General features: G+C 31.4%; 12 protein-coding genes and 4 tRNA genes. 10 read left to right on the top strand and 6 right to left on the bottom strand.

Features of this window, described 5'->3' with window-relative positions; translation table 11 throughout:
* Nucleotides 1-108: 108 nt before the first annotated feature.
* Nucleotides 109-993 carry a LysR family transcriptional regulator gene (locus QMG60_RS20265; protein ID WP_281866206.1) on the bottom strand — a complete coding sequence of 295 codons (885 nt, stop codon included), beginning with the start codon at nt 991-993 and terminating at the stop codon, nt 109-111.
* A 215-nt stretch (nt 994-1,208) separates the two neighbouring features.
* On the opposite strand from QMG60_RS20265, the gene QMG60_RS20260 reads away from it, so the two are divergent.
* Nucleotides 1,209-1,916 carry a class I SAM-dependent methyltransferase gene (locus QMG60_RS20260; RefSeq protein ID WP_281866205.1) on the top strand — a complete coding sequence of 236 codons (708 nt, stop codon included), beginning with the start codon at nt 1,209-1,211 and terminating at the stop codon, nt 1,914-1,916.
* An 88-nt stretch (nt 1,917-2,004) separates the two neighbouring features.
* Here QMG60_RS20260 and QMG60_RS20255 read toward each other — a convergent pair whose 3' ends face one another.
* The 3 genes from QMG60_RS20255 to QMG60_RS20245 form a co-directional block, all read right to left on the bottom strand.
* Nucleotides 2,005-2,283, bottom strand: a complete 279-nt coding sequence (locus QMG60_RS20255) for a putative quinol monooxygenase (RefSeq protein WP_281866204.1) — start codon at nt 2,281-2,283, stop codon at nt 2,005-2,007.
* A gap of 1 nt (nt 2,284) precedes the next feature.
* The gene (locus QMG60_RS20250; RefSeq protein ID WP_113679454.1) at nt 2,285-2,890 is read right to left on the bottom strand and encodes an NAD(P)H-dependent oxidoreductase; all 606 of its coding nucleotides are present in this window, start codon (nt 2,888-2,890) and stop codon (nt 2,285-2,287) included.
* Between the two features lie 348 nt (nt 2,891-3,238).
* Nucleotides 3,239-4,225: an aldo/keto reductase gene (locus tag QMG60_RS20245; protein WP_281866203.1), complete on the bottom strand. Its 987-nt coding sequence runs from the start codon at nt 4,223-4,225 to the stop codon at nt 3,239-3,241.
* A 120-nt stretch (nt 4,226-4,345) separates the two neighbouring features.
* Between QMG60_RS20245 and QMG60_RS20240 the strand changes: the two genes are divergently transcribed.
* The gene (locus tag QMG60_RS20240; protein ID WP_281866202.1) at nt 4,346-5,191 is read left to right on the top strand and encodes an AraC family transcriptional regulator; all 846 of its coding nucleotides are present in this window, start codon (nt 4,346-4,348) and stop codon (nt 5,189-5,191) included.
* 84 nt (nt 5,192-5,275) lie between these two features.
* Here QMG60_RS20240 and QMG60_RS20235 read toward each other — a convergent pair whose 3' ends face one another.
* Nucleotides 5,276-6,037: a C40 family peptidase gene (locus tag QMG60_RS20235; protein WP_281866201.1), complete on the bottom strand. Its 762-nt coding sequence runs from the start codon at nt 6,035-6,037 to the stop codon at nt 5,276-5,278.
* A gap of 70 nt (nt 6,038-6,107) precedes the next feature.
* The gene (locus QMG60_RS20230; protein ID WP_281866200.1) at nt 6,108-7,286 is read right to left on the bottom strand and encodes an acetyl-CoA C-acyltransferase; all 1,179 of its coding nucleotides are present in this window, start codon (nt 7,284-7,286) and stop codon (nt 6,108-6,110) included.
* 237 nt (nt 7,287-7,523) lie between these two features.
* On the opposite strand from QMG60_RS20230, the gene QMG60_RS20225 reads away from it, so the two are divergent.
* From QMG60_RS20225 to QMG60_RS20190, 8 genes are all read left to right on the top strand, one after another.
* Nucleotides 7,524-7,607 (top strand) — tRNA-Ser (locus QMG60_RS20225).
* A gap of 92 nt (nt 7,608-7,699) precedes the next feature.
* Nucleotides 7,700-7,774, top strand: a tRNA-Pro gene (locus QMG60_RS20220).
* A 32-nt stretch (nt 7,775-7,806) separates the two neighbouring features.
* Nucleotides 7,807-7,880 (top strand) — tRNA-Arg (locus tag QMG60_RS20215).
* A 54-nt stretch (nt 7,881-7,934) separates the two neighbouring features.
* Nucleotides 7,935-8,010, top strand: a tRNA-Lys gene (locus tag QMG60_RS20210).
* 132 nt (nt 8,011-8,142) lie between these two features.
* On the top strand, nt 8,143-9,345 hold the full coding sequence (locus QMG60_RS20205; RefSeq protein WP_281866199.1) for a site-specific integrase: 1,203 nt from the start codon (nt 8,143-8,145) through the stop codon (nt 9,343-9,345).
* Between the two features lie 211 nt (nt 9,346-9,556).
* On the top strand, nt 9,557-11,170 hold the full coding sequence (locus QMG60_RS20200; RefSeq protein WP_281866198.1) for an N-6 DNA methylase: 1,614 nt from the start codon (nt 9,557-9,559) through the stop codon (nt 11,168-11,170).
* Nucleotides 11,160-12,545, top strand: a complete 1,386-nt coding sequence (locus QMG60_RS20195; RefSeq protein ID WP_281866197.1) for a restriction endonuclease subunit S — start codon at nt 11,160-11,162, stop codon at nt 12,543-12,545. Before QMG60_RS20200 ends, QMG60_RS20195 begins: the two co-directional genes overlap by 11 nt.
* Nucleotides 12,542-14,221 carry a restriction system-associated AAA family ATPase gene (locus QMG60_RS20190; RefSeq protein ID WP_281866196.1) on the top strand — a complete coding sequence of 560 codons (1,680 nt, stop codon included), beginning with the start codon at nt 12,542-12,544 and terminating at the stop codon, nt 14,219-14,221. The genes QMG60_RS20195 and QMG60_RS20190 overlap by 4 nt, the downstream gene beginning before the upstream one ends.

Genomic DNA, 14,221 nt, shown 5'->3' with positions numbered 1-14,221 from the left:
CACGAATTGTTTTATATGCTGCAATTTAAATGCGTTTTATATTTAGATTTTACGGATTTCCTTTGTTTTAAAATAATCGCGAAAATTGTTGTAATTCGTGGCAGTTTTTTATTTCTTAGAAAAATTCAATAAAAAAGCAACAGCCGTTTTTGTAATTTCAGAATCATCTTCTTTTGAAGTAATCAGTGAAACATCGGTAGAAAGATTTACTTTTTTTAATTCGATAAATCCTATCTCAGAATCCTGATTGTTTTTAGCAATATTCGAAGGGACGATCGAAATTCCTAATCCATTCTTCACTAATTGTACAATAGAGTTAATGTTGTTTGCTTCATGGATGATTTTCGGCGTAAAGCCATAAAAAGCACAAAGTTCTAACAAAACTTCATGATAATGAGGTGCATAATCTTTGTTGAAAAACACGAAAGTTTCGTCTCTTAAATCCAAAATATCTTTTTCAGATTTTAATTGAATCATGTTTTTATTAAAAACAATAGAAAATCCGTCCTTAAACCATAAGTGTGCTTTTATCTTAGGAGATTGTATTGGTGAACGAATTATTCCCATTTCGATTTTTCCTTGTTCTAATGCTGTAATTTGTTTTGTTGTTGAAACTTCAAAAAGTTTGAAATTGACATACGGAAATTGCGACTTTAAATGCTTGATTAAATCTGAAATAACAGCCGAATAAATGGAACTGATATACGCGATTCTGAATTCACCCGAAACGTTCTCTGCGATTTTTTTTGTTTTTAATGAAATTCGTTCCAAATCTTGAAAAAGGGTTTTTACTTCTTTTTCAAAATATTTTCCTGCTTCTGTAAGTTCTACTTTTTTATTGTTCCGAATAAAAAGCTTTGCCTGAAGTTCTTCTTCCAATTCAGCAATTTGACGGCTCAGCGGTGGCTGTGAAATAAACAGTTTTTCTGAAGCTTTGGTAAAGTTCAGTTCTTCGGCTACAGCCAAAAAATATTTTAAATGACGTAATTCCATGATACTTTATAAGTATTATTAATTGATAAAAATAGTATTTTTAAAGTATTTATGAAAAGAATAGTTTTGAAAAATAAAATATTTCTCAAGCAGGTTTTGCGGATACAGCAGAGTATTAATTTATTTAAATAATTTAATCATAAAAATCTCGATCAATAATAGCAACAAGAGCTGCTGATCTGCAAAGTCTGCGAGAGAAATCTAAAATAAAAAACATGGAAAAATCAACGATTACAGAGATTAAAGAAAGATTTGACAAGGATGTCGAACGATTTTCAAATTTAGAAACTGGTCAAGTGGCAACAATCGATGCTACTATTTCTTTAGAATTAATAACCGAAGCTTCAAAACGAATTGTTCCTAATGCAGCAACTGTTTTGGATGTGGGATGCGGTGCTGGGAACTATACTTTAAAGATGTTGTCTAAAGTGCCAAACTTAAGCTGTACTTTGGTCGATTTGAGTTTGCCAATGTTAGACAAAGCTTTTGAAAGAGTCTCAGCAGAAACAAAGGGAAAAGTTATTGTGAAACAAGGGGATATTAGAGAAATAGATTTAGAAGAAAACAGTTTTGATATTATTTTAGCTGGTGCTGTTTTGCACCATTTGAGAGACGATCAAGATTGGGAAACTACTTTTACCAAATTGTTTAAATTGTTAAAACCAGGTGGATGTCTTATGATTTCTGATTTGATTACACAGGATACCGATTTGTTGAATGAATATACCTGGCAGATTTATGGCGAATATTTAGAAGGCCTTGGCGGAGCAGTATATCGCAAAAATGTATTCGATTATATTGCAAAAGAAGATACGCCAAGATCTATGAATTACCAATTGGATTTAATGAAAAAAGTAGGTTTTTCTAAGGTAGAAATTTTACACAAGAATATGTGTTTTGGCGCTTTTGGGGGAATAAAGTAGTTTTTATAGCCACGAATTCACGAATTTATTTTTAGAATCTATATGTGTAAAGTATTAGATTAATTCGTGAATTCATGGCTGAAAACCTTTATAAAATTTGAGCTGTTTTGTAAACTTGAATTGGGCTTGCGACTAAGCTTTCGGTTTTTGAAATAAAATCAATTAAATAGGATTGTGCGTTATGTAAATCTAGACCAATTTGATCTCTCCATTCTTCCCAAAGAATAAATACGTTGTCGGAAGTATGTAAATCGTAACGAATACATGCTGTTTCTTTTCTAGTTTCGGTTACTAAATGTGTCAGCATATTTTGAACTTCAATTAAGTTCTCTGGTTTACTTTTTAAAATTGCGGTAATCGAAATCATATTATAAGTTTTTAAAAGTTTCTTCCAAATGTTTCGTATAATCTTCTTTAAAGATAACGATATTTTCTGGTGTTGCGCCTTTTTCTACATCATGAAAATGGAATCCGTTTACGCGTTCCATTCCTGTAAATTTATTCATTTTATGAAAACCAAACATTACGCCATCGTCAACAGAAGTTTCTTCGAAGAATTCTCCGGGCAATGTAAACGCTGTTTTTGGAGCATTCCAACTGGTTGTCAGCATATATTTACGACCGTGTAAAAGTCCGCCTGTTCCGTAGTTGATGTCTGGATTGACGCGGCTTCTTCCGTCACTTTTATAGATTCCGTTGTTGTGTCCCTGTGTAAAAACATCATCGATATATTTTTTAAAAAGATTTGGCAGTTGAAACCACCAAACGGGTGTGTGATAGATAATTAAATCTGCCCAAACGAATTTTTCTACTTCTTCCTGAAGATCGATATTGTCTTCTATATGAGTTGTCTTTATCTCATAATTATTGTTTTTTGAAAGAAATTCAACTGTCCAATCCTGAACTGTTTTATTGAATTGTCCGCCTGAATGTGCGAATTTTTGTCCGCCGTTGATTATAAATATTTTTTTCATTTTAAAAATTATTGTTTCTTATGAAAATGGATGCGTGAGGGATTGAGGCGGTATCCTTTTGCGTAATGAAATGGAGCAAAAGATATAGCCGAAAGCCCGACCCGGAGGGACACGCCCAAATTCTAATTATTTAAATTTTGAGATTGTTTGTAAACACATAGAAACATAGGTTTTTCTTTCTTGGAAAAGGGAATGGAAAGAAACTGGTTTCGAACACATAGTTCTCAAAGTTTGTCATTTTGAGTCTCGTCCTCGAAATGAGAAATTACGTTGATTATGTTTGTTAATGTAATTGAAACGTATTTTGTATGCAGTGAAAACGATGTTTCTATGTGTTTAAAAAGAGAATTATTTAATTTTAGCAATTGCCTGATTAATAAAATCCAATTCTGAAGCTGATAAATCGAAATTCATTGTTTTGGCATTTGAAATGGCTTGTTCTGCGTTTCTTGCTCCTGCTAAAACAATTGCAATTCCTTTTTGTAAAGATGTCCAACGTAAAACTAATTGAGATAAGCTTGCTTCTTTTGCATGTGCTAAAGAAGTTAATTCTTCAACTAAAGTTTTAACTTTTTGAAGGTCAAATTGATTGAAGTAACCATTTCTATGATCGTTTTCTTTTAATTTACTGTCTGTGAAATATTTTCCAGTTAACAAACCTCTTTCCATTGGACTGTACGCAATAATTCCGATGTTTTCCGCCACTGTAAACGGAATTAAATCGGTTTCGATTTTGCGGTTTAGCATGCTGTACGCCACTTGGTTTGAAGCAATTTGAACTGTTTTTTGTGCTTCCTGAATTTTAGAAACATTATAATTACTTACTCCAAATGCTCTAATTTTTCCTTGTTGTATTAAGGTTTCTACAGCTTCCATTGTTTCAGAAATTGGTGTTGTAGCATCTGGCCAGTGAATTTGTAAAAGGTCAATGTAATCAGTTTGAAGGCGTTTTAAACTTTCTTCGATTTCTTTAATCACATTTTCCTTTGATGAATATTTGTATACAGGAACTTTTTTTCCGTTGTCATCAGCATCAAAAAAGAAATCTCCTTTTCCGTTATTACTTCCGTCCCAAACCAAACCGAATTTTGTAAGGAGTTGAACTTTAGAGCGATCGTGACCTTTAATAGCTTCACCAATCATTTCTTCACTTAAACCGAATCCGTAAAAAGGAGCAGTGTCGATTGTAGTTACGCCATGATCTATAGAAGCGTGGATCGAATCGATTGAATCTTTCTTTTCGTTTCCGCCCCACATGGTTCCGCCAATAGCAAAAGCGCCGTATGTAATAGTTGATAATTCAAGTTCTGAGTTTCCTAATTTTCTATATTCCATGATATTGTATTTTTAAATCTTAAATTTCACTTGGCAAAATTATACTGTTTTTAGGACTATTAATTTGTATATATTTGTCTTTTTTATGTAAATTTGCAACTTCAAATAATTATCAGTGTCATGAAAAAAGAAAATTTGTACGAACCTTTTACGGTTTCTTTTGAGACTTTAGATGAATATCCAGATGTTGGTGATCGTCATAATTTCTTTGAATTGGTCTATATTTTAAGCGGAACAGGAAGGCAGTGTATCAACAAAAATATTTTTGAATATGATGCTGGACATATGTTTTTATTAACGCCTGAAGATTGTCATAATTTTACAATTGAAACGGAAACAAAGTTTTTCTTTTTGAGGTTTAATGATATTTATTTGAAGAATTCAAGTCTGCAGAATGAAAATGTACAGCGTTTAGAATACATTCTGCAAAATGCTAATCATCAGCCGGGCTGTATTTTAAAAAATGATGCCGATAAATGTCTGGTAAAAGTAATGATCGAAGCAATTTGCCGAGAACATAACGATAAAGATGTTTACAATCAGGAATTGATTCAACAACTTGTAAATACTTTAATTATTATTGTAGCAAGAAATATTGCGAAATACCTTCCTGAGCAAGTAAATATTGGTACCGAAGGAAAAGCAATGGATATTCTGCAATATATTCAGAATAATATTTATTATCCTGAGAAGATTAAAGCAGAATCTATCAGCGATTATTTTGGGATTTCGAATACTTATTTAGGTCGTTATTTCAAGAAACATGCAAGTGAAACGATGCAGCAATATATCAGTAATTACAAAACAAAACTGATTGAACATCGTTTACAGTTCAGCGATAAGCGTATTAATGAAATTGCTTATGAATTTGGTTTTACTGATGAAAGCCATTTCAATAAGTTTTTTAGAAAACAGAAAGGATATAGTCCGTCTGAGTTTAGAAAGACGATTAGATTGAGTGCTTAAACACTAATTGCACTAATTTACACGAATTATTTATTACCGTTGGAAGGATGGTAAACTTTGTTTAAATCGTTGTTAATTTTGTGTTTAAATAATTTTCTTGATTACTCTTAATTTGTGAGTGTGTTTATTCAATTCAGGATTATAAATTCCGGTGTGGTCTAAACGGTCAATACGAACTTTTCCACTGGCGTGAATGATGTAATTGTTGTCCATTATAATCCCGACGTGAGTAATGTTTCCTTCATCGTTATCAAAAAACGCTAAATCTCCCGCTTCGCTTTCTTCGATAAAGCTTAAAGGTTCGCCATCAAGTGCCTGTTGTGAGGCATCACGATGAATTTTATAGCCATTTAGTTTATAAACCATTTGGGTAAAACCAGAACAATCGATTCCGAAAGGTGTTTTTCCGCCCCATAAATATGGAGCATTCAAATACATAAAAGCTGTGTTTATCAGTGCACTTTTAGGTTTGATGCCACTTGTTTTTGTTCCCTCAAAATCAAAATTAGAAACATTGATTTCGCTGTTATTTAGAAATGATAATGAAGCTCCTAGTGGAATTGGAAGTAATAAATTGTCGGGAGCGGTGATGTAATCAATTAAATCGGCATTTAAGATAATCGCCTCTTTACTTAATTGATTGAAATTTGCTTCAGAAATTACCTGATATTGTTTCGAATCTACCCAGCCTTCATAGTCATCAAACTGAATTTTTATTTTAGCCCATTGATTATGGCGTTCTAAAATTTCGATATGCTCGCCAAACAAAAGTTGTGTAACGATTTCACTTCTGTCACTTGGTTCAGATCGAACGGGTACTATAGCTAAATTGCAAATTCCGAACATTTAAGGAAATTTATAAGTTAAAAATTAGGAGTTGTAATTTGTGATAACTCCTAATTTTAGATAATATTATTTAAGCTCTTTCGATAACAATTGCAGATGCACCACCGCCTCCGTTGCAAATTGCAGCAGCTCCGGTTTTAGCATTGTTTTGTTCTAAAACATTTAGTAAAGTTACAATAATACGCGCTCCTGAACAACCCAGTGGATGTCCTAATGAAACAGCACCTCCATTAACGTTTACTTTATCGTTATCTAAATTTAAGATTTTCGCATTGGCTAAACCAACTACAGAAAATGCTTCGTTAAATTCGAAATAATCAACATCTGAAATTGAAATTCCAGCTTTGTCTAATGCTTTTGGTAATGCTTTGGCTGGACTTGTAGTAAACCATTTTGGTTCTTGTGCAGCATCTGCATAGCCTTTTATGTAGGCTAGAGGTTTTAATCCTAATGCATCTGCTTTTTCTTCAGACATTAAAACTAACGCTGCAGCTCCGTCATTAATTGTTGATGCGTTAGCAGCGGTTACAGTTCCGTCTTTTGTAAAAACAGGGCTTAAAGATGGAATTTTATCTAATTTAACATTAGTATACTCTTCGTCTTTTGAAAATATAATTGGTTCTCCGCGTCTTTGCGGAACTTCAACAGGAACAACTTCATTGTCAAATTTTCCAGAATCCCACGCTTTTGCACTTCTCTCATAAGATTGAATAGCAAAATTATCCTGCTCCTCACGGCTGATGTTATATTCAGTTGCACATAAATCAGCGCAAACTCCCATTGCGTTGTTATCGTAAGCATCTGTTAAACCATCTTTCTGCATTCCGTCTAGCATTGTAGCTGGACCAAATTTATTTCCTGCACGCATTTGTACGTAGTGTGGAATTAAGCTCATGCTTTCCATTCCGCCTGCAACAACAATTTCAGCATCTCCACACGCGATTGCCTGCGCAGCAAACATAACCGCTTTCATTCCAGAAGCGCAAACTTTGTTTACAGTTGTAGCGGCAACTTCTTCAGACAAACCAGCAAAAAGAGCTGCTTGGCGAGCTGGAGCTTGTCCAACGCCGGCCTGAATTACGTTACCCATAAAAACTTCATCAACTAATTTTGGGTCTAGGTTAATTTTTTGAAGTGCTCCCTTAATTGCGGCAGCACCTAATTTTGGTGCGGGTACGGTAGATAACCCTCCCATGAAACTTCCGATAGGTGTTCTAACGGCAGAAACGATAACAACTCTTTTGTTCATTTTCTGTAATATTAGTTAATAAAGCAAATTTACTCTTTATTTGAATAAATTCAAATTTTGTGTAGAATAGGGTGATTTTAAATTGAAGATGAAATTTTTGTTAATTCTATTTGTTTGATTGTGAAGTGTTTTAAAAAAAAGATTAAAAAAACTTAAAAAAAAGCGCAAAAATAGTTGTGAGAAATGGAATGTTGTCTTACATTTGCAACCGCAAAACAGAACACGTTTCTTGAGCTTGGAGAGGTGCCAGAGCGGTAATGGAGCAGATTGCTAATCTGTCGACGGGTAACCGTCGCCAGGGTTCGAGTCCCTGTCTCTCCGCTTAAATTTTGCCTTCGGGGTGTAGCGTAGCCCGGTTATCGTGTCCCGATTGAGATCGGGAAGACCACTGATACGAATCTATGACTAAAGCTCGGGGTGTAGCGTAGCCCGGTTATCGCGCCTGCTTTGGGAGCAGGAGGCCGCAGGTTCGAATCCTGCCACCCCGACAGAAACTTTGCCATAAAGTTTTAAAACAAATGGACGCATAGCTCAGCTGGATAGAGCACCTGCCTTCTAAGCAGGCGGTCGAAGGTTCGAATCCTTCTGCGTTCACATCAAAAGCCACTCAAATCGAGTGGCTTTTTTGTTTGCATAAAAATGGTTTTTGATCACGTAGTTCAGCTGGATAGAGCATCCCGATTTTTAATCGGGACGGTCGAAGGTTCGAATCCTTCTGCGTTCACGAAAAGCCACTCATTTGAGTGGCTTTTTTGTTTTGTATCACTTACCAAAACATAAAATTGTTCGTTTATCATGTTTTTTTATAAAATGTTTGCACATAGTTTGCACATGAAGACCATAATTCAACCTTATTATGGCAAACTTAAAAGTCCTCTTAGATACTAGAAGACAAAGATCAGATGGTAACTTTAATATCATCTTTAGAATTACACACAATAGAAAAGTTTACACCTTAAATTCTGGAATTTCTACTACAGAATTGTATTGGAATGAACAAAAAAAAGAGTTGGATAAATCTCATCCGAATGCAAAATTGCTGAATATTAAATTATCAAAAGAGTATTTTAAGATACAGCAGTTAATCTTAGAACTCGATGATTCTTTCTCTATTAGTGACTTAAGAAATAAGATAGAAGGAAAGCCAAATGCTGCAGAATTTGTGACATTTAAGTCATTTTCCGAAAAGTTAATTGCTCAAATGCTTGAAATAAAAAAGACAGGAAATGCTTTAGTTTATCAAACAGCAGTTAATCAGTTAATTTCATTTACCGCTCAACCTAATTTGTTGTTTTGTGATATTGATTATTCTTTGTTGGAGCAATTTATTCACCATCTTGTTGTGAAAGGCCTGAAGCAAAATAGTATTTCAAATTATCTTAGAACAATTCGAGCAATCTATAATAAAGCTATTAAAGCTAAAATAGCGCAAAATTCATTTTACCCTTTTAATGATTTGACTATAAAGTCTGAAAAGACAGGGAATAGGGCTGTTTCGAGGAGGGATATTCTCAAGTTTGAGCAAATGACTTTAATTGAAAATTCAGGCTCTTGGAAAGCAGTAAATTATTTTCTTTTAAGCTTTTATCTTGTGGGAATGTCATTCACTGATTTAGCTTATTTAAAGACTGAAAATGTTGTTAATGGACGGATTTTATTTAAAAGAAGAAAAACACATAAAAATTACTCAATTAAGCTCTTTAAGCAGTCCGAAAGTATTATTAAGCAGTTCGAATCTTTAGGGAATAAGTATTTATTACCTGTGTTAAATGAAAGCATTCCTGAGGATAGCCAACAAGCTAAGAAAGTAATTAAGCAATGGATTAAGACAACTAATAAGTATTTGAGAAAATTAGGAGAGCAACAGGGTATTGTTGTTCCTATAACAAGTTATGTAGCAAGACATTCTTTTGCAACAACAGCTAAAAAGCTTGGTTATTCAAATGAAATCATTGCGGAGGCATTGGGACATGAATATGGAAATAAAACAACTAATATTTACCTAGATTCATTTGATACTGCTGTAGTAGATGAAATGCATTATGAGGTTATTTCATGAACTCTTTAAAAATATTCTTTAAAATTAGAGCATATAGGAATATATGCTCTAATTGATTCAAGGATAAGAAATATTCAATTTGGTTAAGAATAATCCATTTCAAAACTAAATCCTCCCATTTAAAACTGATATATTTACAACAAAATAAAAAATAAGATGGTTTACTTATTACTTATATGGATGTAATAATTAAATTTAAAACAATACAACAATGTTAACAATAGAGATAAAAAATAAAATACAACTTCTTTGGGATAGATTGTGGTCAGGGGGTCTTGCTAATCCAATCACTGCTATAGAGCAAATATCATATTTGCTTTTTATGAAAAAATTAGAAAAATTTACACCTAACTTAAAAAAGAATCTTAAATGGAGCACGTATCATTCTTTTGAAGATGAAAAGCTTGTTAATCATATTAAAGATGTAGTTTTTGAATATATAAAAAATGATTTAGCACAAAAAGAAGAACCTTTTGCAAAAGCAATGAAAGATTCTGTTTTTATGATTAATACTCCTTCTTTGTTAAAAGATTGCATAAATTTAATAGACTTAATTTATCAAGAAATTGAAAAACAGGAAAAAGATAATAATCAGTATTTTCATGATATTCAGGGTGATGTGTATGAGTATTTATTAAAGCATACTAGTGAAGCAGGAAAGAATGGGCAATTCAGAACTCCTCGTCATATAATTCAGATGATGACTGAGATTCTTGATCCAGATATTGATGGTAAAATTTGCGATTTAGCGTGCGGTTCAGGAGGATTTTTAATTGGAGCATATCAATACATAGTAACTAAATATTCTGCTAAAACAACAAAAGATGAAAATGGATTATTAAAAGGCTTAGATGGTAAGAAGTTTCAAGAGATTGAAAATACTGGAAAAGAATTAATTCTAAAAGAAAATACTTTTTACGGATTTGATGTTGATCAAACAATGGTTCGAATTGGTATGATGAATTTAATGATGCATGGTATAACAAAGCCTAATATAGAACATGTTGATACTCTTTCTTTAGATTATGAAAAATTAGAAGCTAAAAGATTGTCTGAAGCTTTTGACCCAAAGGATAAGATTGCTGTTGAGAATACAAAATTATTGGGACAATATAAATACATATTGGCAAATCCTCCATTTACGGGGAAAATTAATAGTGAAACTGTATCTGAAAATTTAGATAGAATTTATCCAATTAAAGAAAATAAGAAGCTAAAGAAAAATGAGAGGCAAAAAACTGTACAATCAGAATTATTGTTTTTAGAAAGAATGATTTATATGCTTGAAGAAGGAGGTAAGGCTTGTGTGGTAGTGCCAGAAGGGTTACTGTTTAATACTTCCTTTGCGCATGTTGCAACTCGTGAAATTTTAATGCATGATTGTGAACTTCAAGGTGTGATTTCATTACCAAGCGGAGTTTTTCAGCCTTATACAGGTGTAAAAACGTCGATAATAATTTTTGAAAAGAAAAAATACAAAAGCCAAACGCCTCAGGATATTGATGTGTGGTTTTATGAGATGAAATCTGATGGATACACTTTGGATACCAATAGAAAAAAATTAAAAGAAAACCCACTTCCGGAATCTATTAAAAAATGGAAAAATAGATTTAAAGAAGAGCAAAAAAACAGAAAGTTACAGCATTTTACAATTCCATTTGTTGAAATACAAAAAAATAAATATGAATTAAACTTTAATAAATACAAAGACTTTGAATATGAATCTGAAGAGTATAGATTGCCAAAATACATTCTTGATGAGTTATTTGTTTTAGAAGAAGAAATTTTTAGAGGACTATCTGAATTGAAAGAAAGTGGAGAATAAAAAAGTAAAAATAAAAGATGTTGTTAAATTAATAAATGGATATCCATTTAAACCAACAGATAGAGATGATTTAGGCGTTAATATCATCCGTATACAGAATTTAAATAATCCCTTGGCAATTTACAATAAGACTGCTAAAAAGGTTGATGATAAGTACATTGTTAAAAAAGGAGATATTTTAATATCATGGTCTGCGTCACTTGGGGTTTATGAATGGAAAAATGATGATTCTTATTTAAATCAACATATTTTTAAAATTGAATTCATATCAGAAAGAATTTTAAAAGATTACTTCAGATATGTTATTAAGCTAGCCTTAGAAGAACTGACTTATAAGATGAGGGGCGTTGGATTAAAACATCTAACTAAAGGACAATTAGATGAATATGAGTTTGCATTACCAAATTTAGAAGAACAGGAAGAAATTATTAATAGACTTAAAAATATAGAATCATTAATTCTAAAAAGAAAGAAGTCAATAATATTATTAGATGAATTTATTAAATCTTTGTTTTTGCAAATGTTTGGACATCCAATACCAAATCATAAAAATTGGGAAAAAAATAAAATAACAAAATATTGCAAAAGTATTGTTCCAGGAAGAAATAAGCCAAGTGTTTTTGATGGTGCAATACCATGGATAAAAACAGAGAATTTAAGAGAGCTAAGTTTTATTGATACTTCAACAAACTATCTTCTCTCGGAATCTGAAATTAAGATTTCCAAGAATAAGATTATTCCAAAAGGAAGTGTTGTTATGACATCAGCAGGAAAAGTTGGAACTGTATCAATTGCAAATAGTGAAATAGTTCTAAATCAACAGCTTCATTGTTTTGTTTGTAAAGAAAAAATTTTACCCGAATTTTTATTATTTGTAATTTTTTTTCAAAAAAGGGTTGTAGAAAATTTGGCAATGAAAGCTGTAATAAGTTACCTAAATAAATCAAAATGTGAAAGCATTGATGTAATTGCTCCAGATTTAAAACTTCAAAAGAAATTTGTTGATTCTTTTTATAAGGTTGATTTGAAAAAGCAACAAATTGATAAATCATTAGAATTACTAGAGGAATTATTTCAATCTTTTTTATACAATTCATTTGCTCAAAATGAAATAAAAGAGGATGAAATTGATATATTAATGAATGATGAGTTAGAGATCGAAACCATAATTCAAGACATTAAAGTTGCAGATTTTGAGTCAATAGCACAATACAACATTTCCAAGGATTTATTATTTAGAATTTTAGAGCGAACAGAAGAAAAAAGACAATTAGAAAACGGATCTTCTAAATTTAATAAAGGAATAGTACAAATTTATTCTAAAAATAAGATTGAAATAAAAACAAATAGAGAACATAAATTAGACAGCAAATGAAATTAGTACGTTTTAAACTAAATTCTAAGTTTAGAAGCTTACCTAAGGACTTTGAATTAGTTTTTAGAGATGATAATTCTCTTAGGCATGAAAGACTCAATCAATTTCATCCATATTGTTTTGCTGGACTAAATGGTAGTGGTAAATCAAATATACTTGAGGCGTTGTCTCTAATTTTCTTTTATTTAGAATGTTCATTTTCGAAGTATTTACCGGATGATTTTAGAAGCACGTTTGAAAAAAATCAAATTCCATTTTCTTTTGAATTAGAATATTTAATTTATAAGAACAAAGAAAATTTAATGATTCCGATAAAAATAATTAAATCTCCAAATAAGGCATTAGAATTTTACCGTACTACAGCAGATAATGAAATTATTAGAGTTAGTACAATCCCAATAAGAGAAGGAATAAATAAAACTAATGCTGTTGCAAAGCAATATCTTCCAGAAATAGTTATTGGGTATTCATCTGGAGAAAATGAGATATTGAGCTTGCCATTTTTAAAAACAAGATTAATTCATTTTGATAATTATAAACAATCACTTATAAGTGATGAAAAGTACGATAAAAAACCCTTGACAAGTCTCGTTTATATCGATTATAGTATGAGTCAGGCAGTTCTTTTGGCAAATTTTTTAATGCAAAAAGAATTTGAAGATGAAAAAAAAGATCTTCTTTATCCAATAAAAGAAATACTAAAAATTGATAAGCTTCATAGTTTTCGACTAGTAATTAGGGATTTTACTATTATAAATAGGGAAAGTTCAAATTCAAAGGAAAAACAATTATTATCTCAATTAAAAGAAGAGAATAAAAACTCAATAATTGATAAGTTAGAAAGATGCTCTACTTCATCATTTTTGACTTCGGACAATCAATTAATTTTGGATTATTATGTAAATAAAGAAACAAAAAAAGCATTTCAAAAAAGTTTTGATTCTTCGTATGATTTATTTCAAGATTTACAAACTTTGCTAGAGCTTAATCTTCATTCAATAAATAATAGCATAAAGAAAGAAATATACACAACAGATAGTATGTATGTGTCGGAAAAAATGCCAAAACCAGAAGGTAAAGATTTGGTCTTTTATTTTAATAATTTTTTTATAAAGAAAAAAGGAGAAGAAAAACCGGTATTAATAAAAAATTTATCTGATGGAGAACATCAATTCCTTCATAGCATGGGAATTTGTTTAATGCTTAAAAATAAAACTGCTTTATTGCTATTAGATGAACCTGAAACACATTTTAATCCAGATTGGCGCTCAAAATTTATAAGTGTTTTAAAAGATAGTTTAGAACGAGGTGAAGGCAATAATTTGGCAAGAGATATTTTAATCACTTCACATTCTCCATTTATAATATCTGATTGCTTTCCTGATAAAGTTGTAGTATTCAAAAAAGGTGAACAGCCAATGAATGCTAAAAAGATGAATTTTAATACTTTTGGCACTTCTGTAAATATTATCTTAGAAGAAATCTTTGGAAAAGAAGAAAGTATACCAAACTATTCATTGTTTGAATTAAATAAAATTAAAAATAGAAAATTTACTTCTATTAAAGATATTCAAAAAGCTAAAGAAGATTCTAGATTATTAGGAGATTCTCCTGAAAAAGTCTTCCTTTTTAGAGATTTATTGTTGAAAGAAGAAGAACTTAAAAAACAAGTTTGA

This window comes from Flavobacterium sp. GSB-24 (assembly GCF_027924665.1).
Taxonomy (GTDB): domain Bacteria; phylum Bacteroidota; class Bacteroidia; order Flavobacteriales; family Flavobacteriaceae; genus Flavobacterium.
The sequence above is the reverse complement of the archived record's forward strand: the minus strand, read 5'-3'. Positions and strand labels throughout refer to the sequence as shown.

Excerpts from the sequence above, each read along its gene's own strand:
- QMG60_RS20230 (WP_281866200.1), bottom strand. The coding sequence starts at position 7,286 with ATGAACAAAAGAGTTGTTATCGTTTCTGCCGTTAGAACACCTATCGGA.
- QMG60_RS20255 (WP_281866204.1), bottom strand. The coding sequence starts at position 2,283 with ATGATTTCGATTACCGCAATTTTAAAAAGTAAACCAGAGAACTTAATT.
- QMG60_RS20240 (WP_281866202.1), top strand. The coding sequence starts at position 4,346 with ATGAAAAAAGAAAATTTGTACGAACCTTTTACGGTTTCTTTTGAGACT.
- QMG60_RS20250 (WP_113679454.1), bottom strand. The coding sequence starts at position 2,890 with ATGAAAAAAATATTTATAATCAACGGCGGACAAAAATTCGCACATTCA.
- QMG60_RS20190 (WP_281866196.1), top strand. The coding sequence starts at position 12,542 with ATGAAATTAGTACGTTTTAAACTAAATTCTAAGTTTAGAAGCTTACCT.
- QMG60_RS20205 (WP_281866199.1), top strand. The coding sequence starts at position 8,143 with ATGGCAAACTTAAAAGTCCTCTTAGATACTAGAAGACAAAGATCAGAT.
- QMG60_RS20245 (WP_281866203.1), bottom strand. The coding sequence starts at position 4,225 with ATGGAATATAGAAAATTAGGAAACTCAGAACTTGAATTATCAACTATT.
- QMG60_RS20200 (WP_281866198.1), top strand. The coding sequence starts at position 9,557 with ATGTTAACAATAGAGATAAAAAATAAAATACAACTTCTTTGGGATAGA.
- QMG60_RS20265 (WP_281866206.1), bottom strand. The coding sequence starts at position 993 with ATGGAATTACGTCATTTAAAATATTTTTTGGCTGTAGCCGAAGAACTG.
- QMG60_RS20235 (WP_281866201.1), bottom strand. The coding sequence starts at position 6,037 with ATGTTCGGAATTTGCAATTTAGCTATAGTACCCGTTCGATCTGAACCA.
- QMG60_RS20260 (WP_281866205.1), top strand. The coding sequence starts at position 1,209 with ATGGAAAAATCAACGATTACAGAGATTAAAGAAAGATTTGACAAGGAT.